The organism is Streptomyces sp. NPDC029296, assembly GCF_055569255.1.
Genome location: NZ_JBVHXT010000076.1, coordinates 1 through 23,550, shown reverse-complemented (window position 1 = coordinate 23,550; position 23,550 = coordinate 1). Strand labels below are relative to the sequence as shown.

Here is a 23,550-nt window from a genome sequence, read left to right as displayed (position 1 = left end):
GGCAAGCTCGGCGGCGCGCTCCCGGGACCCCTCGCGCGAGGACGACGGCGACCCACGCGGTGACGAGGACGTCGACCAGGAGCTACCGCCGCTCGTGCGGGGACGACCGGCTCGACAACATCCGCGACTACTACGCGAGAGAGCAACCCCCGCTCGTGCGGGGACGACACTTCTTGAGCTGGGCCGATGCTAGCCGGGGGAGCCGTTTTCATTCACGTCGGTCGTGGTGCTGGGATGGCAGCGAGCGCAAAACGCGTGCCAGCCAACCCTGCTGCCGCTCGGACCCCAGCGGGCCTGGGGCGGCCCCGGAGGCGGTGGAGCAGGTGGAGTCCGGCGGAGAACTGCCCCCGCGAGCGCGGGGGCGACGACTACGTGGAGGCGGCCATCCGGTTCCGGGACGAGCTACCCCCGGGGACGCGGGGACGGCTACGCATGCCGACCGCCTGGCCGATCTGCTGCATCGTCGGTGCCTCGCCGTGGTCGGCGATGTGGCGGCGGATGCAGCGCAGGATGCGCTCCTGGGTGTCGGTGAGGTGGTCGACGCGGTGCATAATCCAACTAGAGCATTTGTTCGAATTTATCGGCAAACGGGAATCACGACAGGCCGGGAGGACCAGATGAGCGGTAGCGAGCAGCTCCTCTCGCGTCTGGACGCGCTGCGCTTCGCCCGGCGCGTCGTCGAGCAGCAAGCAGCACGGCAGCTGGCCCTCATCGACCGGTGGATCGCCGACGAGGAACAGCGCCAGGCCGAGCGGCGCCGCGGCCAGGAGCGGCGGCCGGAGCCAGCGCAGTGGCTGATCCAGTACGGGCTGAACCGCTCCAACCTCGACGCCGTGCACACCGGTGACTGCTGGGCAGCCGCCAAGAGCGGCCGGTGCCGCCCCGCCACCCGGCAGCAGGCACGCGACGCCCTGCTCCAGCACGTCCCGGCCTGCGGCTACTGCCGACCCGACACCGCCCTCGGCATCCTGGAATAGGCACAGCCGGTCGGTGCCGGTCGACTGCCGGGCGACCGAGCCAGGCACCCCGTTACTCCTGGCGGCCGGCGACAAGGGCAACACGGGGCGCCAATGAGTGCACGGTCGCAGCAGAGGAGGGCCGAGGAACGAGGAGGCCACACTGTGGTCGTTGTATCCCGCCTGTGATGCAGATGGAACGGATCGTTCCTGCGGATACCCAGCCACTCCGCGAGGAGGGTCAGCGCCGGCAGGCCCACCCCGAGGCAGGCCACCACGATGTGCCAGGCCAGCGAGAAGCCCATCTGCGCCCTGGCCGCCGACAGATCCCCCTCCGTCGCGGCGCGCGCCAGGAGCAGGACGGGGTACGGGCCGGGGGCAACAGCGATGTCGTTCACAACCACTCTCCCGCCCGCCGAAGGCCGTCACCGCAGGCTGTCCCGGCGTGCGCCGGCACCAGCCCGCGGCCACTTCGGGGTAACCCGGACGTGTCCGGATAAACCGGCCAGGAGCACCGGTCACCCGGTGCGGGCACCCACGCTCGGCATCCGCTAGGCCGGGTCGTCCTCCGTGGGGAGGCCGAGGCGGAGCGTGATCGCCTCGGCGAGTGCTCTGAACTCCTGGTAGCAGGTCTGTACGTACTTCTGCGTGCTGCCCAGCGCGCCGTCCGCGGCCCTGAGATCGAACATCGGCTTGCGCGCGTCGTGCGCCAGCGGCATCCGGCTGCGGTAGTTGCGCAGGGTGGCGATCTCGTACGAGCGGTCGTCGGTCGGCCACTCCGTATGCCCGAGGACCGCTGTGCCGTAGACCCAGGGGATCCGGGCGAGCCAGCGCTCGTACGCCCGTACGGGCCTGTCGAGGCGCATCTCCGGCTGCATGATAGGGCGGGTGCCACCGGGGGGGCGAGCGGCCGGGTACGGACGTGCGAAGGGCGGCGGTGGTGACCCACTGCCGCCCTCGGACCGACCTGGCCGGCTTGGCCCACCTGGCCGACTCGGCGCCCCGGGTGGCTCGGTCGCCCCGGCCGTCAGCCGTCGGCCGTCAGCCCCGTCCCTCAGCCGGCCGCCGCCGCTGCCGCCGCCTTGCGGAGCGGGGACACGAAGGCGACCGCCAGCAGGGACAGGGCGAGGTTGAGGATCAGGGTCACCGTGAACGCGTGCGTGTAGGCGTGCCGGGAGCCGCCGTCGCCCAGGGTGCTGAAGTACAGCAGGCCGACCAGGGTGATGCCGACGGACATGCCGAGCTGGCCCACGGTCTCCAGCACGCCCGCCGCGCTGCCGGCCTCCTGCGGCGGGACCCCGGTCAGCGCCGCGCCGAGCAGGGGGCTGACGCCGAGGCCCTGGCCCACGCCGATGACGACCAGCGCGGGGATGAGCACCGGGCCGGACAGCGAGTCGCCCGCGGCCAGCGCGGTGAGCAGCAGCAGGAGGTAGCCGAGCGCGTTGAGGCCGTACCCGGCGGTCAGGACGTGCAGGCCGAGCCGGGGCATGATCTTGGGCAGGGCCAGCGAGGTGCCCGTGAAGGCGACGCCGAGCGGGGCGAACAGCAGGCCGGACTCCAGGGCCGAGTAGCCGAGGCCGCTCTGGAGCTGGACGGCGAGCACGAAGAACAGGCCGGCGTTGCAGGCGAAGAACGCCAGGAACAGCGCGTTGCCCGAGCGGTAGGCGCGCAGCCGCAGCAGCGGCGGGCTGACCAGGGGCTGTCCGCCGGCGGCGGCCAGCCGGCGCTGCCACCAGCCGAACGCCACGAAGCACGGCACGGACAGCACCATCATCACGAAGCACCACACCGGCCAGCCCGCCGTGCGGCCCTCCGCCAGGGGGAACGACAGCAGCAGCAGGGCGAGGGTGAGCAGGGCGACGCCCGGCAGGTCCAGCCGGGGCCGCTGGGTGCCCCGGTACCCGGGCATGGTCAGCGCGGCGCCGACGATGGCGGCCAGGCCCAGCGGCAGGTTGACCAGGAAGATCGGGCGCCAGCCCCAGCCGAACAGGTCCAGGTGGACCAGGACGCCGCCGATCAGCTGGCCGGTGATCGCGGCGAGGCCGATGGTGACGCCGAACAGCGCCAGCGCCTTGTCCCGCCGGGTGCCCTCGAACGAGGTCTGGATGATGGACAGGATCTGCGGGAAGAACAGCGCCGCCGCCAGTCCCTGGACGCAGCGGAAGGCGATCAGCGCCTCGGGTCCGGGCGCCACGCCGCAGGCCAGCGAGGCGACCGTGAACAGCGCGAGGCCGGTGAGGAACATGCGCTTGTAGCCGACGATGTCGCCGAGCCGGCCGCCGGTGACCAGGAACAGCCCGTACACCAGGATGTAGCCGCCGACCGTCATCTCGGCGGCGGACACGGAGGCGTCGAGGTCGGCACGGATCGACGGGATGGCGACGTTGACGATGTAGGAGTCCATCATCGCCATGAACGTCGCGGCCATCGCCACCACGACCATCGCCTTGACCCGCGCGGGCGGGAGGGGCGGTGGGCCGGCGTCGCCGCCGGCCGGTGCGGCGTCCGCCGTCTCGTCCCGGTCGGTGAGGGAGACGGACTTGTCATCCTGCATGTGCTGGCCTGCTCTCGTGGGTGGGGGGCGTCAGGTCGGTGTCGAACCCGGCGCCGAGCAGGTGGAGACGGGTCCCCACCAGTTCGACGCGGGAGCAGACGCCGAGTTTCTGGAAGATCTTGCGGAGGTGGAAGTTGACGGTGTGGGGGGAGAGGTTGACGCGGGACGCTATCTGACGGTTCGTCAGTCCGGCTGCCACGAGCCGGGTGATGGCCTGCTCGGTGGGGCTGAGCGCGGCGCTCTCGGCGGCCCCCTCCGCGCCGCCCGGCCCGTCGTGCGACGGCGGCTCGGGCCGCGGCAGCGCCGCCGCCTCCTGCAGCAGCGGGTGGCGGAACCGCAGCCGGTCGCCGTCCAGGGCGAGCACCCCGGCCTCCACGGCCTCGCGCACCGCGCCCAGCACGGACACCGCCCGGCCCTCCGGCAGCCGCATCAGCTCGCTGGTCCGCGGCGGCAACTGCCGTGCCGCCACCGCCCGCAGCAGCTCCCGGGTCCGGGTGGACAGGCGCGGGTCCGCGCTCAGCAGCGTGGCCGTCACCCGGGGCGACGGCGCCGCCGAGGCGAGGCTCGCGACACCGCCGCACACCCGGTGACCGCCTTCCTCGGCCAGCGCCCGCAGGACGGCCGTGAGCAGCCCCGGATGGCCGCCGCAGGCCGCGACCAGGCGTTCCACCGAGGCGTCGGGTGAACCGCCGAGCCGGTCCGCGGCCATCCGCAGGGCGTCCCCGCGGCGCAGCGGGCTGAGCGTGAGGTCGACGGTGTCCGGGTGCCGGCACAGCGCGTGCGCGGCCGGTCCGCCGGTGCCGGACAGCAGCCACAGCACCCGGCGGGCGGAACCCGCGGCGGGCAGCGCCCGCAGCGCGGCGAGCACGTCGGGATCGTCCCAGGGCACCTCGTCGAGCGCGACGAGGACGGGCCGGGCGGCCGCGCCGCGCGGAGCCGGCCGGCCGGCGTCGAGGGCCTCGTCCAGCAGATCCGGGCCGCTCTGCGCGGCACTCTGGCCGATCGGGCCAGGAAATGTCTGAAAATCGTCGGTGGCCGACATGAGAGAAACGGCCAGCAACAGCCTCTTGTGCTGGGCGGCGGTGCCGTTCACCACCTCGAATCCGGCCTGCCGCGCGCTGTCTGAAATGCGCTCGACCAGAGCGGTCTTTCCGTACCCCTTCGGGCCTTGGAGCAGAATGAGATTACTGCGCCCGTTCCGTATCCGGTGTATCCGCTGACGTATTACCCATTGTTCATGGACACGGCCGTACAGCTTCACTACTTCCCCCGTGTGTGCCTGTTACAGCAGTCGGCGCTGACCGCACTCGCTGGGCACGATGCCATGCGCGCCACGGGGGACATTAACCGAGCCGGGTAAAGAAACCCCCATGCTTCGATGCCATACCCCACCCTTACGGAAAGAGTCAACTACTCGAACAAGTAGTGGCTGATTTCCAGAGGGTTTGACAGCTTTGAACGGTCCGCGGAGTGCTCCCGACGGGCTGGAAGCGATCTCTACGGGGGAGAGTCACATCGTCATGCCAGACGCCGACCGGGGCATTCGTCTGCCGTTGACCGCCGCGCAGGAAGGCGTATGGGCGGCACAGCGACTGAATCCGGCGAATCCGCGTTTCAACTGCGCCAGCTACCTGGAGATCCACGGCCCGGTCGACCCCGGCCGGCTCGGCCGCGCGGTGGCCGTCGCGCTGTCCGAGGCGGAGACGCTGCGGGTACGGCTGGACGACGACGGCGGACCGGGCCAGACCGTGCGGCCGGTGACCGAAAAGAGTCCTCTGGAGCTGCTCGACCTGTCCGCCGCCGCGTCCCCCCGGGCCGCCGCCGAGGAGTGGATGCGCGCCGACCTGTCCCGGCCGGTGGAACTCACCGGCGACGGGCTCGTCCGGCACGTGCTCGTCAGGGAGTCCGCCGACTCCTGGCTGCTGTACCTGCGCTACCACCACGTGGTGATGGACGGCCTCGGCCACACGGTGCACGTCCGGCGCATCGCCGCCGTGTACACCGCCCTCACGGCCGGTGCCGAGCCCCCCGCCGTACGGACGCTGCCGCTCGGCGAACTCGTCGCCGAGGACGCGGCCTACCCCGGCTCGCCCCGCTACGCCGCCGACCGCGCCTACTGGCTCGGCCGGTACGCCGACCGTCCCGCCCCGGTGAGCGTCGGCGACCGGCACACCCGGTCCACGGGCGGGCTGCTGCGCCGTACCACCGACCTCGCCGACGCCGACACCGCGCTGCTCAGGGACACCGCCCGGCGGCTCGCGGCCCGGCCCTCCGCCCTGCTCGTCGCGGCCGTCGCCGTCTACCAGAGCAGGCTCACCGGCGGGGAGGAGACCCTGCTGCGGGTGCCGCTGCCCGCCCGGCCGTCCGGCGCGGCCATCGGCACCCCGGCCATGTTCTCCAACGAACTCCCGGTACGGATCGCCACCCCGCGCACCGCCTCCTTCGCCGAGGTGGCCGCCGGGGCGGCCCGGGAACTCGGCGACGCGCTGCGCCACCAGCGCTACCGCGGCGAGCGGCTGCACCGCGAACTGTTCCCGGAGGGACGCCGCGAGCCGCTCGCCGGCACCACCGTCAACGTGGTGACCTTCGACGCCGAGGTGTCCTTCGCCGGCGTCCCGAGCACCGCGCACCACCTGTCCTCCGGGCCCGTGGACGACCTGCGCCTGGACTTCTTCTCCGACGCCCGCGGCACCCGGGTGCGGCTGCACACCGACGCCAACCCCGAACGGCACCCGGCCGGCGCCCCCGCCGCCCACACCCGCCGGCTGCTCACGCTGCTGCGCGCGGCCCTCACCGACCCCGCCCTGCCGGTCGGGCGGCTGCCGGTGCTGGACGACGACGAACACCGGGCGGTCCTCGCCGCGGGCGCGCCCCGGCGGCGCGACTACGACCTGGGCACCCGGCTGCACGAGCTGGTGCAGGCCCAGGCCGCCCGCACCCCCGACGCCGTCGCCGCCACTGACGACGGCGAGTCGCTCACCTACCGGGAGCTCACCGACCGGGCCCGCCGCCTCGCCCGCCACCTCGGCGAGCACGGCGTGGCCCCCGGCACGGTCGTCGGCGTGTGCCAGGAACGCTCGGTGCACCTGGCCGTCTCCCTGCTCGCCGTCCTCATGGCCGGCGGCGCCTACCTGCCGCTCGACCCCGAACTGCCCGCCCGACGGCTGGCGTTCCAGATCCAGGACGCGGCCGTCGGCACCGTCCTCGCCACCGCCCGGACCGCCGGCCGCCCGGCCGCCCCCGGCGTGCGGGTGGTCGCCGTGGACGAGGTGCTGCCCGGCCTGCCCGCGGCCGACGGCCCGCTGCCCGCCGGCACACCCGCCGACATCGCCTACGTCATCTACACCTCCGGCTCCACCGGGACGCCCAAGGGCGTCGCCGTGCCGCACCGGGCCGTCGTCAACCGCCTGCTGTGGATGCAGGAGGAGTACTCCCTCCGGCCCGGCGAGACGGTGCTCCAGAAGACGCCGTTCACCTTCGACGTGTCGGTCTGGGAGTTCTTCTGGCCGCTGCTCGCCGGCGCCCGGCTGCACCTCCTCGCGCCCGGCGCCCACCGCGACCCGCGGGCCGTCGCCGCCGCCGTCCGCGACCACGGCGTGACCACCGTGCACTTCGTGCCGCCCATGCTCGACCTGTTCCTGGCCGAGCCCGAGGCCGCCCGGCTGCCCACCCTGCGCCGGGTGGTGTGCAGCGGCGAGGCGCTGCGGCCGGAGACCGTGGCGCGGTTCTTCGCCGTGTACGGCCCCCCGGCCGACGCCCCCGCGCTGTACAACCTCTACGGGCCGACCGAGGCCGCCATCGACGTCACCCACCTGCGCTGCACCGAGCAGCACACCACCGGGCCGGTGCCGATCGGCCGGGCCGTCGCCAACACCGCCCTGTACGTGCTCGACCCGGGCGGCCGGCCGCTGCCGTTCGGGGTGCCCGGCGAACTCCACATCGGCGGCGTGCAGGTCGCCGCCGGCTACCTGAACCGGCCCGAGCAGACGGCGGAACGATTCGTCGACGACCCGTACACCCCCGGCGGCGGCACCCTCTACCGCACCGGCGACCTGGCCGTGCTGCGCGAGGACGGCGTGGTCGAGTACCGCGGCCGGCTCGACCACCAGGTGAAGATCCGCGGCTTCCGCATCGAGCCCGGCGAGGTCGAGTCGGCGCTGCTCGCCCTGCCCGGCGTCGAACAGGCCGTCGTCACCGCGGCCCGGCAGGCCGACGGGCAGCACCGGCTGCTCGCCCACGCCGTCGCCCCCGGCACCACCCCCGAGGCCCTGACGGCCGCGCTGGCCGAGCGGCTGCCCGAGTACATGGTGCCGTCCGCCGTCGTCCTGCTGGACGCCCTCCCGCTGTCCCCGAACGGCAAGGTCGACCGGCGCGCCCTGCCCGGACCCGCCGGCGCCACGGAGGCACCGGCGCCCGGGGCGGCCGTGCTGGACGCGGACGAACAGCGCGTCCACGACGCCTTCGCCGCCGTGCTCGGCACCGAACGGGTCGACCCCGGCACCTCCTTCTTCGCCCTCGGCGGCGACTCCCTGCTCAGCATCCGGCTGCGCACCGCCCTGGAGCACGCCGGCACCACCTTCGACCTGCCCGACCTGTACGAGGCGCCGAGCGTGCGCGCGCTGGCCCGCCGCACCCGGCCGTACGTGCCGGCCGGACCGCGCACCCGGCCCTTCTCCCTGCTGTCCGCCGCCGACCGGGACCTGCTGCCCGACGGCCTGGACGACGCCCACCCGCTCAGCAGCATGCAGTCGGGCATGGTGTTCCACGCCGAGTACGAGGAGAACTCCTCCGTCTACCGGGTCGTCACCAGCATCCGGGTCGCCCTGCCCTTCGCCGAGGACGCGCTGCGCACCGCCCTCGCCGGCACCGTCCGGCGCCACCCGGCGCTGCGCAGCTCCTTCCACCTCACCGGCTTCAGCGAGCCGCTCCAGCTCGTGCACCGCGACGTGACCGTCCCCCTCGTGGTCGACGAGGGACTGCGCGGGGCGGACCCCGGGACCCGCGACGCCCGGCTCGCCGGATGGGCCGAGACGGCCAAGCACCAGGTCTTCGACCTCACCGCGGCCCCGCTGCTGGCCTTCACGGCGCACCCGCTGGACGCCGGGTCCTTCCAGCTGAGCGTGGTCGAGCACCACGTGGTGCTGGACGGCTGGAGCGACGCGGCGATGCTGGACGAGATCGTCGCCCGCTACCGGGCCGCGCTCAGCGGCGAGGACCTCTTCCTGCCCGAGATCCCGAGCACCTTCCGGGAGTTCGTCGCCGCCGAACGGCGGGCCGCCGAGGAGCCGGACCACCGCGCCTTCTGGGCCGGGGAACTGGCCGGCGCCGAGCCGGCACCGCTGCCGACCCGCACCACGGGCCGCCCGGCCGGCGCCCGGCACCGCCGCTTCGACGTCGCCGTGGAGCAGAGCACCGGGGCCCGCATCGCCGCCGCCGCGCGCGCCGCCGGGCTGCCCCCGAAGTCGCTGCTGGCCGCCGCCCACGCGGTGGTCCTGCACGCCGTCACGGCGGGCGACGAGGTGCTGACCGGCGTCGTCACCCACGGCCGGCTCGCGGACGACGGCGGCGACGAGGTCATCGGCGTCTTCCTCAACACCCTGCCGCTGCGGCTGTCCGTGACCGACGGCACCTGGCTGGACCTGGCCCACCGGGTGCGCGCGCACGAGCAGCGCACCCTGCCGCACCGCCGCTACCCGTTCGCCCGCGTCCTGCGCGACCACCCCGACCTCGCGCTGGACTCCTACGTCAACTTCATGGACTTCCACCAGCAGTGGGGCTCCGACGCGGCCATCCAGGACGGCTTCGGCATCGCCGAGACCAACTTCCCGCTCGCCGCGAACTTCCTGGTCGACCCGGCCGGCGGCCGGCTGAGGCTGTGGCTGGACTGCGACACCTCCCTGCTCGACCCCGAGTTCTGCGACCGCCTGGCCGGCTACTACGGCCGCGCCCTCGCCGCGCTCGCCGCCGACCCCGCCGCCGCCCCGCCGGCCGAGCTGCGCGGCCCGGCCGAACGCGCCCTGGTGGCCGGCTGGAACGACACGGCGGTGCCCTACGACACCGGCGCCACCCTCAGCGGGCTGATCGACCGGCAGGCCGCCGCCACCCCGGACGCCACCGCGCTCGTCGACGGCCGCGAACGCCTCACCTACGCGGAACTCGACGAGCGGGCCGCCCGCCTCGCCCACCACCTGCGGGCGCACGGCGCCGGCCGCGGGCGCCGGGTCGGCGTGAGCGTACGGCGCTCGGCCGACCTGGTGGTCACCCTGCTCGCCGTGGCCCGCACCGGCGCCGCCTACGTCCCGATGGACCCCGGCTTCCCCGCCGACCGGCTCGCCTACATCGCCGCCGACGCCGCCCTGGACTGCCTGGTCACCGGGCCCGGCGGCCCCGGGGACCTGCCGGCCGGCGCCGTCGTACGGCTCGACCGGGACGCGGCGGGGATCGCCGCCCGGCCGACCGGGCCGCTCGACGACGGCCCCCGCGCCGACGACCCGGTGTACGTCATCTACACCTCCGGCTCCACCGGCCGGCCCAAGGGCACGGTGCTGCTGCACCGCAACGTCGTCAACTTCCGCACCGCCATGGACCGGCGCATCGGGAACGCCGCCGACGACGTCGTCCTCGCCCTCACCAGCGTCTCCTTCGACATCTCCGTCCTGGAACTGCTGTGGCCGCTGACCCGCGGCGCCACCGTCGTCGTGGCCGGCGAGCGCATGATCGAGCGGCTCACCCCCGCCGACGGCGAGGACTCCCTCCAGGAGCTGCTGGGCCGCCACCGCGCCACCCTGCTCCAGGCCACCCCGTCCTTCCTCGCCGCGGTGGCGGCCCAGCCCGAGGCGCTGGACGCGCTGCGCCCGCTGCGCGCCCTGCTGGTGGGCGGCGAGGCGTTCCCCTCCGGACTCGCCCAGCGGCTGCTGACCGCGCTGCCGGCGGTACGGGTGTTCAACATGTACGGCCCGACCGAGACGACCATCTGGTCCACCGTCCACGAACTCGACCGCGAGCGGGACGCGCACGCCGCCGCCCTGCCGATCGGCCGCCCGATCGCCAACACGACCGTCCGGGTCGTCGGCACCGGCGGCCGGGAGGCCCCGGTGGGCGTCGCCGGCGAGCTGTGGATCGGCGGCGACGGCGTCGCCCGGGGCTACCTGGACCGGCCCGAGCTGACCGCCGAACGGTTCGTGGAGGCGGACGGGGAGCGCTGGTACCGCACCGGCGACCGGGTGCGGTGGCGGGCCGACGGGCTGCTGGAGTTCCTCGGCCGCATCGACCGCCAGGTCAAGATCCTCGGCCACCGGGTGGAACCCGACGAGGTCGAGAGCGTCCTGTCCCGCCACCCCGAGGCCGCCTCGGTCGCCGTCGTCGCCGCGCTGCGCCCGGGCGGCGGGGCCGAACTCGTCGCCTACGTCGCCCCGGCGGCGCAGGGCCGCAGCGCCGACGGCGAGCGCAGCCACGTGGACCGGTGGCGCGAGGTGTGGGAGGGGGCGTACAGCCCTGCCGGGGACGGCGGCGCCACCAGCGGCGGCCCGGCCGGCTCCCCGCCGCCCACCGGGCCCGGCGCCGAGGGCACCGGCGCCGACGGCACCGGCGCGGAGAGCACCGGCACCGACCGCACCGGCACCGGACCCGACGGCGCCCGCGGCCCGGACGCCCGCTCCGACGACGAGCGCGACTTCGCCGGCTGGCTCAGCAGCTACACCAAGCGCCCCATCCCCGCGCACGAGATGCGGGACTGGCTGGACCACACCGTGCGCCGCATCCGGCGGACCGGCGGCGCCCGGATCGTGGACGTCGGTGTCGGCGTCGGCCTGTACCTGCGCCGGCTCGCCCCGGACGCCGACTCCTACCTGGGCCTCGACCTCTCCCCGGCCGCCCTGGCCACGGCCGCCGCCGCGGTCAGCGGCGACGGCCCGCTGCCCGGCCACATCACGCTGCGCCAGGCGGAGGCCACCGCCCTGGTCGAGCTGCCCGACGGCACCGCCGACCTGGTGCTGTTCAACTCCGTCGTGCAGTACTTCCCCGGCCCGGACTACCTGCGCCGGGTGCTCGCCGAGGCGGTCCGGGTCGCCGGCCCCGAGGGCGCCGTGTTCGTCGGCGACGTCCGGGACCTGACCCTGCTGCCCGCCTTCCACGCGGACACCCAGCTGCGCCGGGCGCCCGCGCTCGCCCCGGCCCGGGAGGTGTCGGCCGCCGCGGCCCGCGCGCTCGCCGAGGAACGCGAACTGTGCCTGACCCCGGCCTTCTTCGAGGAGTTCGCCGCGAGCGCCGGACTCGGCGTGCGCGTCGAGCTGAAGCGGGGCCGGCACGCCAACGAGCTGACCCGGTTCCGCTGGGACGTCACCCTCCACGGCCCCGGCCGCAAGCCCGACGACGACACCGACGGCAAGCGGCTGTCCTGGGCCGACCTGGCCGGCCCCGGCGCCCTGGCCGAGCTGCTGGCGGGCACCGCGCCCGAGCGGGCGCTGACCGTCACCGGCCTGCCCGACCGCCGGCTGGTGCGCCCGCTCGCCGCCCTGGCCCTGCTGCGCGGCGAGCCCGGGGACGAGCGGACCGCGTGGGAGCTGGAGCGCGCGCTGTGGGAGGCCTCGGCCGGCCAGGGCGTCGACCCGGAGGACATCGCGGAACTGGGCGAACGGCACGGCCGGACCGTCCGCCTGCTCCCGCCGCCCCCCGGCCGCACGGGCGAGTTCGACGTCGTCTTCACCCCGTGCGCCGACGGGGCCGCCGTACCGGAGCCCGGCCCGGACCCGGCGGCCGGCGCGGAAACCGCCGCACCCCGGGCATCGCACGCACCGGCACCCGCCGCACCGGAGACCACCGCACCGGCATCCGGGCGGGCGGCCCGGCCGCAGAGGAAGCAGTGAGGACCGTGAACGCATCCACCCCGCCCCTGGCCAACGATCCGCTGGCCCAGACGGCCTGGGCCGCCTTCCGCACCCGGCTGCGCGACTTCGCCGCCGAACAACTGCCGGAGGCCATGGTCCCGTCCCGGTTCGTCGTCCTGCCCGAGCTGCCCAAGCTGCCCAACGGCAAGGTGGACCGCGGCAGGCTGCCGGCGGCGCCGGACGGCGAGAGCGCCGGCACCGCCTACGTCGCCCCGCAGACCCCGGTGGAGCTCCGGCTCGCCGAGATCTGGGCCGACCTGCTCGGCGTCGGCCGCGTCGGCCTGAAGGACAACTTCTTCGAGCTGGGCGGCGACTCCCTGGCCGCGGCCCAGATGGCGGCCCGGCTGCGCGCGGCGACCGGCCTCCAGGTGAGCCTGCGCCAGCTGTTCGACCACCCCACCCTGGAACGCCTCGCCCGCCACCTCGACACCCAGGACGGCCCCGCGCCCACCGCGGACACCGGCCGGCACCCGCGCTCCCTCGCGGGCGCCGACCTGGCGGCCGAGGCCGTCCTGCCCGCCGACATCACCCCGGCCGCGGACGCCCTCCCGCCGGTCCCCGCGCCGTACCGGACCGTGCTGCTCACCGGCGGCACCGGCTACACCGGCGCCTTCCTGACGCGCGAGCTGCTCGACCGCTCCGACGCCCACCTGTACGTCCTGGTGCGCGCGGACACCCCCGGGCAGGCGGCCGCGCGGGTGCGGGCCGCGATGGAGCTGTACGGGGTGTGGCGCGACGGCGACGAGGAACGGTTCACCGGTGTGCCCGGCGACCTGGCCCGGCCCTACTTCGGCCTCGACCACGACACCTGGCTGCGGCTCGCCCGGGACGTCGAGATGATCGTCCACAACGGCGCCTGGTCCAGCTACGCGCTGCCGTACCGCAGGCTCAAGCCGGTCAACGTGCTCGGCACCCAGGAGGTGCTGCGGCTCGCCGCCCGCCACCGGATCAAGCCGGTGCACTACATCTCCTCCCTCGCGGTCTACCCGGGCCGGCCCGGCGAGCACCACTGGGCGGAGGACGCGGCGACCGGCCCCGAGGGCGTCGTCGGCGGCTACCGGCAGACCAAGTGGGTCGGCGACCGCATGATGGCCCAGGCCCACGCGCGCTCCCTGCCCACCTGCGTCTACCGGCCCGGCCAGATCACCGGCGCCCAGACCACCGGGGCGTGCGCCGAGGACACCTTCCTCAACGCCACCATCAAGGGGTGCGTCCAGCTCGGCGCCGCCCTGGAGTTCGACGTCCACCTGGAGATGACACCGGTCGACTTCTGCGCCGCCGCCGTCGCGCACATCGCCCTGGGCGGCCGGTGGCACGGCACCTCCTTCAACCTGCCCGGCGGCCACCCGCTCGCCTGGGACCGGCTCGTCGACCTGCTCGCCGAGTGCGGCTACCCGCTGCGCTGGCTGTCGTACGCCGACTGGTACGCCGAGCTGACCCGGGCCGTGGAACGCGGCGAGGAGAACGAACTCGCCCGGTTCCTCCCGCTGTTCGGCACCGACCAGCCCGCCGAGGACCTCGGCTACCGGGGCAGCCGCCCCGTCTTCGACACCACCAACCTGCGGGCGGCGCTGACCGGCTCCGGCATCACCTGCCTGCCCCCCGAGCGGGAACTGGTCGGCCGCTACCTCGACCACTTCGAAGCCACCCGGTTCCTGCCCGCGCGCGCCGAGAGGACAGCCCCGTGACCCAGCCCTCCCTCCTGGACGAGCCCAGCGCCCTGCACCTGCTGCGGCGGCACGCCGCCGAGCGGCCCGGCCGCGACGCGGTCACCTTCGTCCACGACCACGACGCGGCCGACGGCGCCCACACCCTCGACTACGCGGCCCTCGACGCCGAGGCCCGCCGCGTCGCCTCCTGGCTGCAGGAGCGCTGCGCGCCCGGCGACCGCGTCCTGCTGCTGCACCCGCCGGGCCTGCCCTTCGTCACCGCCTTCCTGGGCTGCCTGTACGCCGGCACGGTCGCCGTGCCCTCGCCGATGCCCGGCCAGTTCCAGTACCAGCAGCGCCGGGTCACCGGCATCGCCCTGGACGCCGGGGTGAGCGTCGCGCTCACCGACAGCGGCCAGCTGGCGGAGGCCCGCCGCTGGATCGACGCCGAGAACCTCGGCTTCACCGTGGCCGCCAGCGACGCCGACGGCTTCGGCGACGCGGACCGCTGGCGCGACCCGGGCGCCGGCGCCGGCGACCTGGTCCTGCTCCAGTACACCTCCGGCTCGACCGGCGACCCCAAGGGCGTCATGGTCGACCACCGCAACCTGCTGCACAACGCCGACAGCCTGCGCCGCGCCCTCGGACTCACCGAGGACACCAACTTCGGCGGCTGGATCCCGCTGTACCACGACATGGGCCTGATGGGGCAGCTGCTGCCCAGCCTCTTCCTCGGCAGCAGCTGCGCGCTGATGTCCCCGATGGCCTTCCTCAAGCGCCCCCACCAGTGGCTCAGCCTCCTCGACCGCTACGACGTGGGCTACTCGGCCGCCCCGAACTTCGCCTACGAGCTGTGCGTACGCCGGGTCACCGACGCCCAGCTGGCCGGGCTGGACCTGTCCCGGTGGCGGTTCGCGGCCAACGGCTCCGAGCCCATCCAGGCCTCCACCCTGCGCGACTTCGCCGAGCGCTTCGCCCCGGCCGGGTTCCGCGCCGAGGCCCTCGCCCCCTGCTACGGCATGGCCGAGGCCACCGTCTTCGTCTCCGGCCTGGCCGGCCGCCCGCCCCGGATCGAGCCCGTCGACTCCGACGCCCTGGAGAAGCACGTCCTGCAGCCGCCGCTGCCTGACGGCCCGGTCCGCGAACTGGTGGGCTGCGGGGACGTGCCCGACTTCGACGTCCGCGTGGTGGACCCGGCCGACGGCACCGTGCTGCCCGACGGCACCACCGGGGAGATCTGGCTGCGCGGCCCCAGCGTCGCCGCCGGCTACTGGGGGCGCCCGGACGCCACCGAGGAGACCTTCGCCGCCCGCACCGCCGACGGCGACGGGCCGTTCCTGCGCACCGGCGACCTGGGCGCCCTCGTGGACGGCGAGATCTATGTGACCGGCCGCAGCAAGGACCTGCTGATCGTGCACGGCCGCAACCTCTACCCCCAGGACATCGAGCACGAGCTGCGCCGCGCCCACCCCGAACTGGCCACCCTCGCCGGCACGGCGTTCACCGTGCCCGTGCCGCAGGAGGAGGTCGTCGTCCTGCACGAGATCCGCGGCCGGTTCACCGCGGAACAGTACGAGGAGCTGTCCCGCGCCATGCGGACCACCGTCTACCGGGAGTTCGGGGTGCGCACGGCCGGCCTGGTGCTGCTGCGGCCCGGCTCCGTCCGCAAGACCACCAGCGGAAAGGTGCAGCGCTCCGAGATGCGGCGGCTGTTCCTCGACGGCGCGCTCACCCCGCTCCACGCCCATCTGGAGCCCGCGGTGCGCGCGCTGGTGGACGAGGTCCCTGCGTGAGCGGCGGCGCGGCCCACTGGCCCACCGGCCTGCCCGGCGCCCTGGACGGCGCGATCGAGGCCGCGGCCGGGCCGGGCGGGCCGTTCCACCCCGCCACCGGCGCCCGCCTCGACGCCCGGGAGGAGTTCCCGGCCGCGGCCTGCGCCGTGCTGGACGGCTGCGGCATGGCCCGCGCCTACGTACCGGCCGGGCTCGGCGGCGTCCCCGGCGGGCTGCCGGAACTGGTCGCCGCGCTGCGCACGGTGGCCCGCCGGGACGTGACCGTCGCCGTCGCGCACGGCAAGACGTTCCTCGGCTCGGTGCCGACCTGGGTGGCCGGCACCGAGGATCAGCGCCGCGCCCTCGCCCGGCGGGTGCTGGACGGCGCGGTGGTCTCCTGGGGCCTGACCGAACCGGGGCACGGCAGCGACCTGCTGGCCGGCGAGCTGACCGCCGTCCCCACGGCCGACGGCGGCCTGCGGCTGGACGGCGCCAAGTGGCCCATCAACAACGCCACCCGCGGCGACCTGATCTCCGTGCTGGCGCGGACCGCCCCCGAGGGCGGCCCGCGCGGCTTCGGCCTGCTCCTGGTCGACAAGGCCGCCCTGGCCCCGGGCACCTTCGCCGCCCTGCCCAAGGAACCGACGCACGGCATCCGCGGCGCCGACATCAGCGGCATCCGCTTCACCGGCGCCGAGGTCCCCGCCGACGCCCTGACCGGCGGCCCCGGCGACGGCCTCGACGTCGTCCTGCGCTCCCTGCAGCTGACCCGGACCGTGTGCACCTCCCTGTCGCTCGGCGCGGGCGAGCACGCGCTGCGGCTGGCCCACGCCTTCGCGGCCGGGCGCGCCATGTACGGCACCACCCTGCTGCGGCTGCCGCTGGCCCGCCGGGTGCTCGGGCGGGCCGCGGCCACCCTCGCGCTCGCCGACGCCGCCGCGCTGCTCGCGGCCCGCGCGGCACACTGCCTGACCGGGGAGATGAGCGTGGTCTCCGCCCTGGTCAAGGCGGGCGTACCGGAGATCGTCCAGCTCGCCGTCGACGACCTCGCCGAACTGCTCGGCGCGCGCGGCTTCCTGACCGAGCACCACGCGCACGGCGCGTTCCAGAAGCTGGAGCGCGACCACCGGATCGTCGCCGTCTTCGACGGCAGCACGGCGGTGAACCGCGCCTCGCTGATCAACCAGTTCCCGGTGCTCGCCCGGCTGCACCGCAAGGGCGCGTACGACACCGCGGGTCTCGCCGCCACCGTCGCCGCGGACCCCGTCCCGCCCGTCGACCCCGCGGCGCTGCGCCTGTTCAGCCGCACCGGGTGCAGCGTGGTGCAGGCCCTGCCCGAGGCCACCGGCCGGCTCGCCGCCCTCGCCGCCACCGGTGCCGTGCCGCCGCGCGTCCACGACCTCGCCGCCGCGCTGACCGAGGAGGCGGCCGCCGTCGCCGGCGCCATGGCCGCGCCCCGCCCGGCCGGCCGGGACACCCCGCCCGAGGCGTTCGAGACGGCCCGCCGCTACGAGCGCTGCTTCGCCGGCGCCGCGGCCGCCCACCTGCTCCTCGCCGACCCCGGCGACCGGCGGCGCGCCACCGCGCTCACCGCCGCGCTGGAGCGGGCCCTGGAACTCCTCCGGCCCGGCCACGAGGCACCCGAGGAGGCGTACGAACCCATGCTGGAGACGCTCGCGGAACCGGCGAAGGAGCTGATCCCATGACCCCGCCGAACCCCGCGGACACCGCGCCCCGCCCCGCGGCCGGACCCGCGGACGCCGCCCACCCCGCCGGCGGCGCGGCCGTGGACCGGCTGGAGGAGCTGTTCGGCGACGCCGGCGACCCGGCGAACCCGGTGGGCCGCACCGCCGTCCTCGACGCCGACGACCGGGCCGAGATGCTCGCCGCCGGCGAGGACCTGCTGACCGGGTTCGGGCTGAACGCCCACTTCATCCCCCGGGACCTGGGCGGCCGGTTCGACCGGCTGGACGACCTGGTGCGGGTCATGAAGGCCGTCTACCGCCGCGACCCCTGCCTCGGCCTGGGCTACGGCGCCGGCTCCTTCATGGCCGCCGTCAACGTGTGGACGGCCGGCAGCGCCGCGCAGCGGCAGCGGCTCGCCCGGCGGCTGCTGTCCGGCGGCCGGGCCGCCTGCGCCTACCACGAGCTCGACCACGGCAACGACTTCACCCGGGCCGGCCTCACCGCCCTGCCCGGCGCCGACGGCCGGCTCCGCCTGAACGGCCGCAAGGAGGTCGTCGCCAACCTGCGGCGCGCCGAGACCGTCGTCCTCTTCGCCCGCACCGACCCCGCCCACGGCAGCCGCAGCCACTCCCAGCTGCTGTTCGACACCGCCGGCCTGCCCGCCGCCGCGGTACGCCACCTGGACCGGTTCCGCACCGTCGGCATGCGCGGCGTACAGCTCGGCGGCATCGAGTTCACCGACTGCCCGGTGCCCGACGACAGCGTGGTGGGCCGCCCCGGCCAGGGCGTCGAGACCGCGCTGCGCTCCTTCCAGCTGACCCGCGTCGCCCTGCCCGGCATGACCACCGGCCTGCTCGACACCGCGCTGCGCACCGCCGTGCGCGGTGCCCGCGGCCGCACCCTGTACGGCGGCCGGGCCGCGGACCTGCCGCTGAACCGGTCGGTCCTCGCCGAGACCTTCGCCGACCTGCTGCTGGCGGACACCTTCACCACGGTCGCCGCCCGCGCCGTGCACACCGCGCCGGCCCAGGCCGGCGTCTACGCGAGCGCCGTGAAGTCGTTCGTCCCGACCGTCCTCATCCGCGCCGTCCAGCGGCTGTCCGAACTGCTCGGCTCCCAGTTCTACCTGCGCGCCGGCGAACAGCCGCTGTTCCAGAAGCTGCTGCGGGACGTGCAGCCGTCGGCGTTCGGCCACGCCTCCCGCATCTCCTGCCTGTCGGCGCTGCTGCCGCAGCTGCCGCTCACCGCCCGCCGCGGCTGGCGCTCCGGCACCGCCGGCCCGCTGCCCGCCGACACCTTCCGCCCCGGCCGGCCGCTGCCGCCGCTGTCCTTCGCCGACCTGGCCGTCTCGGCCGCCGGCCGGGACCCGCTGGCCCGGTCCCTCGTCGTCGCCACCGCCTCCGCCGCCGCGGACGACCCGCTCGCCGCCGCCGGCCGCGCCTGGTGCGCGGAACTGACCGCGCTCAGCGCGGACGCCTCCGCCCTGCCCCCCACCCTCATCGGGCCCGACGCACCCCCGCACGCGTTCGCGCTGACCGCCCGCTGGACCGGCGTCCTGGCCGCCGCGGCCTGCCTGAACACCTGGTGGCACCGGCCCGGCGGGGCGACCGGCGGCGCCGCCGACCCCGCCGTCACGCTCGCCGTCCTGCACCGGCTCGGCACCCACCTCGACCACCACCGCGAGCCGCTGCCGGCCCACCTCGCCGAGCCGCTGCACGCCGAACTCGGCCGGCGCTTCGACGCCGGACTCACCTTCGACCTCGACTGCCGCCCCACCGGGGCCTGACCGCCGCCAGGAGCACCCATGTCCGACCTCACCGCCCCGACCGCCGAGCCGACCGCCGCCGAACTGGTCGACTGGCTGCGCGGCCGGGTCGCGGCCCAGACCGGCCGCCCCGCCGAGGAGATCGACCCGCACGTACCGCTCAACGACTACGGCCTGGACTCCGTCTACGTCTTCGGCCTGTGCGCCGAGATAGAGGACCAGTACGGCATCGAGGTCGAGCCCACCGTCATGTGGGACAACACCTCCCTCGCCCCGCTCGCCGACGCCCTGCTGCCGCTGATCGCCGCGCGCTGAGCCGCACACCCCCCGCACCTGCCCGAGTACCGCCGTCCTGACCGGAGCCGCCGCGATGACCGCCCTCCTGCCCGAATTCCCGATGCCGCGCGAGCATCCGCTCGACCCGCCGCCCCAGTACCGCGCCCTCAGCGCCGAACAACCGGTGTTTCAGGTGCGCACCCCGCGAGGCGACACCGCCTGGGTCGTCACCCGGCACGAGGACGTCCGGTCCGTCCTCACCAGCCGGGCCTTCAGCTCCGACCCGCGCACCCCCGGCTTCCCCACCTACGTCACCGGTGACGTGCCGCCGCCCGCCGGTTTCTTCATGCAGGCCGACCCGCCGGACCACGGACGGCTGCGCCGCACCGTCACCCGCGAGTTCCTCATCAACCAGATGGAGGCGCTGCGGCCCACCATGCGGCGCATCCTGGACGACCTGGTCGACCGCATGAGCGCGGACGGCCGCCGCGAGGCCGACCTGGTCCGCGAGTTCGCGCTGCCCATGGCCGCCATGACCATCTGCGAGATCCTCGGCGTGCCCTTCGAGGACCACGTGCTGTTCGTGCGGCTCACCGACACCGTCCTGGACCGCACCAGCACCCCCGAACAGGCCGTGCGAGCGGCCACCGAGCTGATGGGCTACTTCGACCGGCTGGTCACCGCCAAGGAACGGCAACCCACCGAGGACCTGTTCGGCCGCATGGTCGCCCGCTCCGCCGAAGGCGGCCTCAACCACGAGGAACTGGTCGGCATGGCCGCCCTGCTGCTTCTCGCCGGCTACGACACGATGGCCCAGATGATCGGCATCGGGACCGTCACCCTCTTCGAGCACCCCGGCCAGCTGGACGAGCTGAAGCGGGACGCCGGCCTGCTGCCGGGCGCGGTCGAGGAACTGCTGCGCTACCTGTCCATCAACCACGCCGGACTGCCGCGCGCCGCCACCGAGGACGTCGTCGTGGGCGGCCGGCAGATCCGCGCCGGGGACGGCGTCCTGGTGATGCTGAACGCCGCCAACCGCGACGAGACCGTGTTCGAGAACGCCGACACCTTCGACATCCACCGCGAGAACACCGGCAGGCACCTCGCCTTCGGCCACGGCTTCCACAAGTGCGTCGGCGCCACCCTCGCCCGGGTCGAACTCACCGAGGTCTTCGGCGGCCTGTTCCGGCGCCTGCCCGGACTGCGCCCCGCCAAGCCCCTCGAAGAACTGCCCTTCCGCCACGACATGGTGCTCTACGGCGTCCGCGCACTCCCCGTCACCTGGTGACCCCGGACCCGCCGACCCCCCGCCCATCGAAGGAAGCCCCCGTGACCGCTTGCCCCCACGCCGCCGGCGCCCTGTTCACGCCGGCGTTCGTCGCCGACCCCCACCCCGTGTACGCCGCCCTGCGCGAGGAGGGCCGGGCGCACCGCGTCACCCTGCCCGGCGGGGTCGAGGCGTGGCTGCTCACCGGCTACGAGGACTGCCGCCGCGCCTTCCTCGACAACGACTCCTACTCCAAGGACATGGCGGCCACCTGGACCGCCTTCCAGGAGCAGCGGGTCCCCATCACCGGTGACGTGGTGATCGGCATGGGCGACTCCATGCTGGTGTCCGACCCGCCCCGGCACACCCGGCTGCGGTCCCTGGTCTCCAAGGGCTTCACCCCGCGCCGCATCGAGGCCCTCGCGCCGAGCATCGAGGCCACCGCGACCCGCCTGCTGGACGACCTGCTGCGGCGCGGCGGCGAGCGGGCCGGCCGCGCCGACCTGACCACCGAGTTCGCCGCCCTGCTGCCGATGGAGGTCGTCCGGCACCTGCTGGACGTGCCGGCCGAGGACGGCGAGCGGCTGCGGCGCGCGGTGGAGGCGGTGATGAGCAACGACGAGGACAGCCGGGACGCCGCCATGGCCGCCTTCCAGGAGGTCCACGACTACCTGCGCGCCCTGGTCGCCCGCAAGCGCGCCGAGGGCGGCGACGACCTCACCTCGGCGCTCATCGTCGCCCGCGACGAGGACGACCGGCTCAGCGAGGACGAACTCGTCTCCATGCTGGCGCTGCTGCTCTCCGCCGGCCACGAGACCACCGTCAACCTGCTCGGCAGCGCGGTCCTCGCCCTGCTGCGCCACCCCGGCCAGCTCGCCCTGCTGCGGCGCGAGCCCGAGCGCTGGCCGGACGCCGTGGAGGAGGTGCTGCGCTGGGACGGCCCGATCCAGAACGCCATCTGGCGCTTCACCCGCAAACCGGTCACGGTCGGCGACGTCACCATCCCGGCGGGCGAGGCCGTCGCGCTGAGCGTGGCCGCCGCCGACCGGGACCCGGACCGCTTCCCGGACGGCGGGACGTTCGACGTCACCCGCGGTGAGCGCGCGCACCTCGCCTTCGGCCACGGCATCCACCACTGCCTGGGCGCGCCGCTGGCCCGCCTGGAGGCACGGATCGCGGTGCCGCTGGTGTTCGCGAAGCTGCCCGGCCTGGCCCTGGCCGGTGAGCCCGTCTACCGGCCCTCCACCGTCTCCCGGGCGCTTTCCTCCCTTCCGGTGACCTTCGGAAACGTAGGCTGACGACATGAAAATCCTTGGCCTGTGCGGAAGTCTGCGATCCGGTTCGCTGAACGCGGCCGTGCTGCGCTCGGCGGCGGAGCTGCTCCCGCCCCCGCACGAACTCGTCGTCGACCCGGGTCTGGACCGGCTGCCCTTCTTCAACGCCGACGTCGAGGAGACCGCGCTGCCCGGTGCCGTGGCGGAGCTGCGGGCCGCGGTCGGCGCGGCGGACGGCCTGCTGATCGTGACCCCGGAGTACGCCCACGGCACCTCCGGCGTGCTGAAGAACGCCCTGGAGTGGCTGGTCGGCGGCGGTGAGATCGCCGCCAGGCCGGTGGCCCTGGCCAGCGCGTCCCCGGCGGTGACCGGCGGCGACCGGGCCCGCGCCTGGCTGGCGGAGACGCTCACCGTCATGGGGGCCCAGGTGCTCTCCGAGGACCTGCGCATCCCGCAGGCCACCCTGAAGATCGCCGGCGGCCGGGTCACCGACGAGCCGACCCGGCAGGCCCTGTCCGGCCTGCTGGACGCCCTCGCCCGGGCCGCCGCGGAGGCCCGCGCGGACGACGGCACCCTGGCGTCCTGACCGACGACGGGCGGGGGCCCCGGAGCACTCCGGGCCCCCGCCCGTCGTGCGGTCGCGTACCCGCGCGGCCCCGCCGGCCCGGCCCCACACCCCCGGCGGCACCGTCACTCCTCGAACAGCGGCTCCTGCTCGCCCTCAGTCCTGCGCCGCAGCCGCCGGTTGCGGGCGCCCACCACCACGGCCGTCGCCGCGGCCGTCACGCCGAGGGCGGCCGGGACCATCCAGCCGCGGTCGAAGACGTGCCCGGCGGCGTGGTCGAGGGAGAGGCGGCCCGGGCCGCTGACGGCCAGGCCCGCCGCCGCGAGCCCCAGACTCGCCGCGTGCTCGTACCCGCCCTCCTGGACGAAGAAGCCGCTGGGCACGTGCACCGCCGCCGCCCCCGCCATCGCGCCGGCCGCCGCGGCGCCCGCGGCCGGGGTCGCGAGTCCCAGCGCCAGCAGCAGGCCGCCGCCCGTCTCCGCGAGGCCCGCCGCCATGGCGTTCGCCTTGCCGGGCGCGTAGCCGACGGACTCCATGAACTGGCCCGTGCCCTCCAGACCGTGCCCGCCGAACCAGCCGAACAGCTTCTGCGTGCCGTGTGCCACCAGCACCCCGCCGGTGCCCAGCCGGAGCAGCAGCAGGCCAAGATCACGTCGGTCGTAACAGCTCACGGAGTGTTTTCACCGTGGCCACTGATCGGGTGATGCCGGTGAGGTCGAGGTGACGGCCGCAACGCACAAAGCCCCCGTGCCGTTGGGGGAGATGTTCGAAGTCTCAACCCATCGGCACAGGAGCCCTGTTGGTTTCCTAATCCGTAGATAAGGGCGTCCCAATGGAGCAAAAGCTTGTGGGGACGCTCGAGTAGAGGGCTGCGATGCCTGCGGCGAACCGGGTCTGCTGA

At 75.2% G+C, this 23,550-nt stretch carries 15 protein-coding genes and 1 pseudogene; 10 read left to right on the top strand and 6 right to left on the bottom strand.

The window, feature by feature from the left end; translation table 11 throughout:
* Nucleotides 1-368 precede the first annotated feature (368 nt).
* Nucleotides 369-551, bottom strand: coding sequence for a LexA family protein (locus tag ACZ4W9_RS39015; RefSeq protein WP_467943986.1), 183 nt, complete (start codon nucleotides 549-551; stop codon nucleotides 369-371).
* A 66-nt stretch (nucleotides 552-617) separates the two neighbouring features.
* On the opposite strand from ACZ4W9_RS39015, the gene ACZ4W9_RS39010 reads away from it, so the two are divergent.
* Nucleotides 618-977: a DUF6233 domain-containing protein gene (locus ACZ4W9_RS39010; RefSeq protein ID WP_467943985.1), complete on the top strand. Its 360-nt coding sequence runs from the start codon at nucleotides 618-620 to the stop codon at nucleotides 975-977.
* 179 nt (nucleotides 978-1,156) lie between these two features.
* Here the strand turns inward: ACZ4W9_RS39010 and ACZ4W9_RS39005 are convergent.
* The 4 genes and pseudogenes from ACZ4W9_RS39005 to ACZ4W9_RS38990 all read right to left on the bottom strand — a co-directional run.
* Nucleotides 1,157-1,354, bottom strand: a pseudogene (locus ACZ4W9_RS39005) (cytochrome ubiquinol oxidase subunit I); the annotation flags it as partial.
* Between the two features lie 153 nt (nucleotides 1,355-1,507).
* Nucleotides 1,508-1,822, bottom strand: a complete 315-nt coding sequence (locus ACZ4W9_RS39000; protein ID WP_467943984.1) for a hypothetical protein — start codon at nucleotides 1,820-1,822, stop codon at nucleotides 1,508-1,510.
* 188 nt (nucleotides 1,823-2,010) lie between these two features.
* Nucleotides 2,011-3,510 (bottom strand): MFS transporter, encoded by a 1,500-nt coding sequence (locus tag ACZ4W9_RS38995; RefSeq protein WP_467943983.1) that lies wholly within the window; start codon nucleotides 3,508-3,510, stop codon nucleotides 2,011-2,013.
* Nucleotides 3,500-4,771, bottom strand: a complete 1,272-nt coding sequence (locus tag ACZ4W9_RS38990) for a helix-turn-helix domain-containing protein (RefSeq protein ID WP_467943982.1) — start codon at nucleotides 4,769-4,771, stop codon at nucleotides 3,500-3,502. Before ACZ4W9_RS38990 ends, ACZ4W9_RS38995 begins: the two co-directional genes overlap by 11 nt.
* A gap of 259 nt (nucleotides 4,772-5,030) precedes the next feature.
* On the opposite strand from ACZ4W9_RS38990, the gene ACZ4W9_RS38985 reads away from it, so the two are divergent.
* From ACZ4W9_RS38985 to ACZ4W9_RS38945, 9 genes are read left to right on the top strand one after another with little or no spacing between them, the layout of a single operon-like run.
* A complete protein-coding gene (locus ACZ4W9_RS38985; RefSeq protein ID WP_467943981.1) occupies nucleotides 5,031-12,374 on the top strand; it encodes an amino acid adenylation domain-containing protein in 7,344 nt (2,447 codons plus the stop codon).
* A gap of 5 nt (nucleotides 12,375-12,379) precedes the next feature.
* Nucleotides 12,380-14,083: a thioester reductase domain-containing protein gene (locus ACZ4W9_RS38980; RefSeq protein WP_467943980.1), complete on the top strand. Its 1,704-nt coding sequence runs from the start codon at nucleotides 12,380-12,382 to the stop codon at nucleotides 14,081-14,083.
* Nucleotides 14,080-15,837, top strand: a complete 1,758-nt coding sequence (locus ACZ4W9_RS38975) for a fatty acyl-AMP ligase (protein ID WP_467943979.1) — start codon at nucleotides 14,080-14,082, stop codon at nucleotides 15,835-15,837. Before ACZ4W9_RS38980 ends, ACZ4W9_RS38975 begins: the two co-directional genes overlap by 4 nt.
* Nucleotides 15,834-17,522 carry an acyl-CoA dehydrogenase family protein gene (locus tag ACZ4W9_RS38970; protein WP_467943978.1) on the top strand — a complete coding sequence of 563 codons (1,689 nt, stop codon included), beginning with the start codon at nucleotides 15,834-15,836 and terminating at the stop codon, nucleotides 17,520-17,522. The genes ACZ4W9_RS38975 and ACZ4W9_RS38970 overlap by 4 nt, the downstream gene beginning before the upstream one ends.
* A complete protein-coding gene (locus tag ACZ4W9_RS38965) occupies nucleotides 17,519-19,288 on the top strand; it encodes an acyl-CoA dehydrogenase family protein (RefSeq protein WP_467943977.1) in 1,770 nt (589 codons plus the stop codon). Before ACZ4W9_RS38970 ends, ACZ4W9_RS38965 begins: the two co-directional genes overlap by 4 nt.
* 18 nt (nucleotides 19,289-19,306) lie before the next feature.
* Complete coding sequence (locus ACZ4W9_RS38960) at nucleotides 19,307-19,582, top strand: acyl carrier protein (RefSeq protein WP_467943976.1); 276 nt, start codon at nucleotides 19,307-19,309, stop codon at nucleotides 19,580-19,582.
* Nucleotides 19,583-19,637: 55 nt separating this feature from the next.
* Complete coding sequence (locus ACZ4W9_RS38955; RefSeq protein WP_467943975.1) at nucleotides 19,638-20,831, top strand: cytochrome P450; 1,194 nt, start codon at nucleotides 19,638-19,640, stop codon at nucleotides 20,829-20,831.
* 41 nt (nucleotides 20,832-20,872) lie between these two features.
* Complete coding sequence (locus ACZ4W9_RS38950) at nucleotides 20,873-22,108, top strand: cytochrome P450 family protein (RefSeq protein WP_467943974.1); 1,236 nt, start codon at nucleotides 20,873-20,875, stop codon at nucleotides 22,106-22,108.
* Between the two features lie 4 nt (nucleotides 22,109-22,112).
* Nucleotides 22,113-22,670 carry an NADPH-dependent FMN reductase gene (locus ACZ4W9_RS38945; RefSeq protein WP_467943973.1) on the top strand — a complete coding sequence of 186 codons (558 nt, stop codon included), beginning with the start codon at nucleotides 22,113-22,115 and terminating at the stop codon, nucleotides 22,668-22,670.
* A 104-nt stretch (nucleotides 22,671-22,774) separates the two neighbouring features.
* On the opposite strand, the gene ACZ4W9_RS38940 is transcribed toward ACZ4W9_RS38945, so the two are convergent.
* Nucleotides 22,775-23,320, bottom strand: coding sequence for a DoxX family membrane protein (locus ACZ4W9_RS38940; protein ID WP_467943972.1), 546 nt, complete (start codon nucleotides 23,318-23,320; stop codon nucleotides 22,775-22,777).
* Nucleotides 23,321-23,550 lie beyond the last annotated feature (230 nt).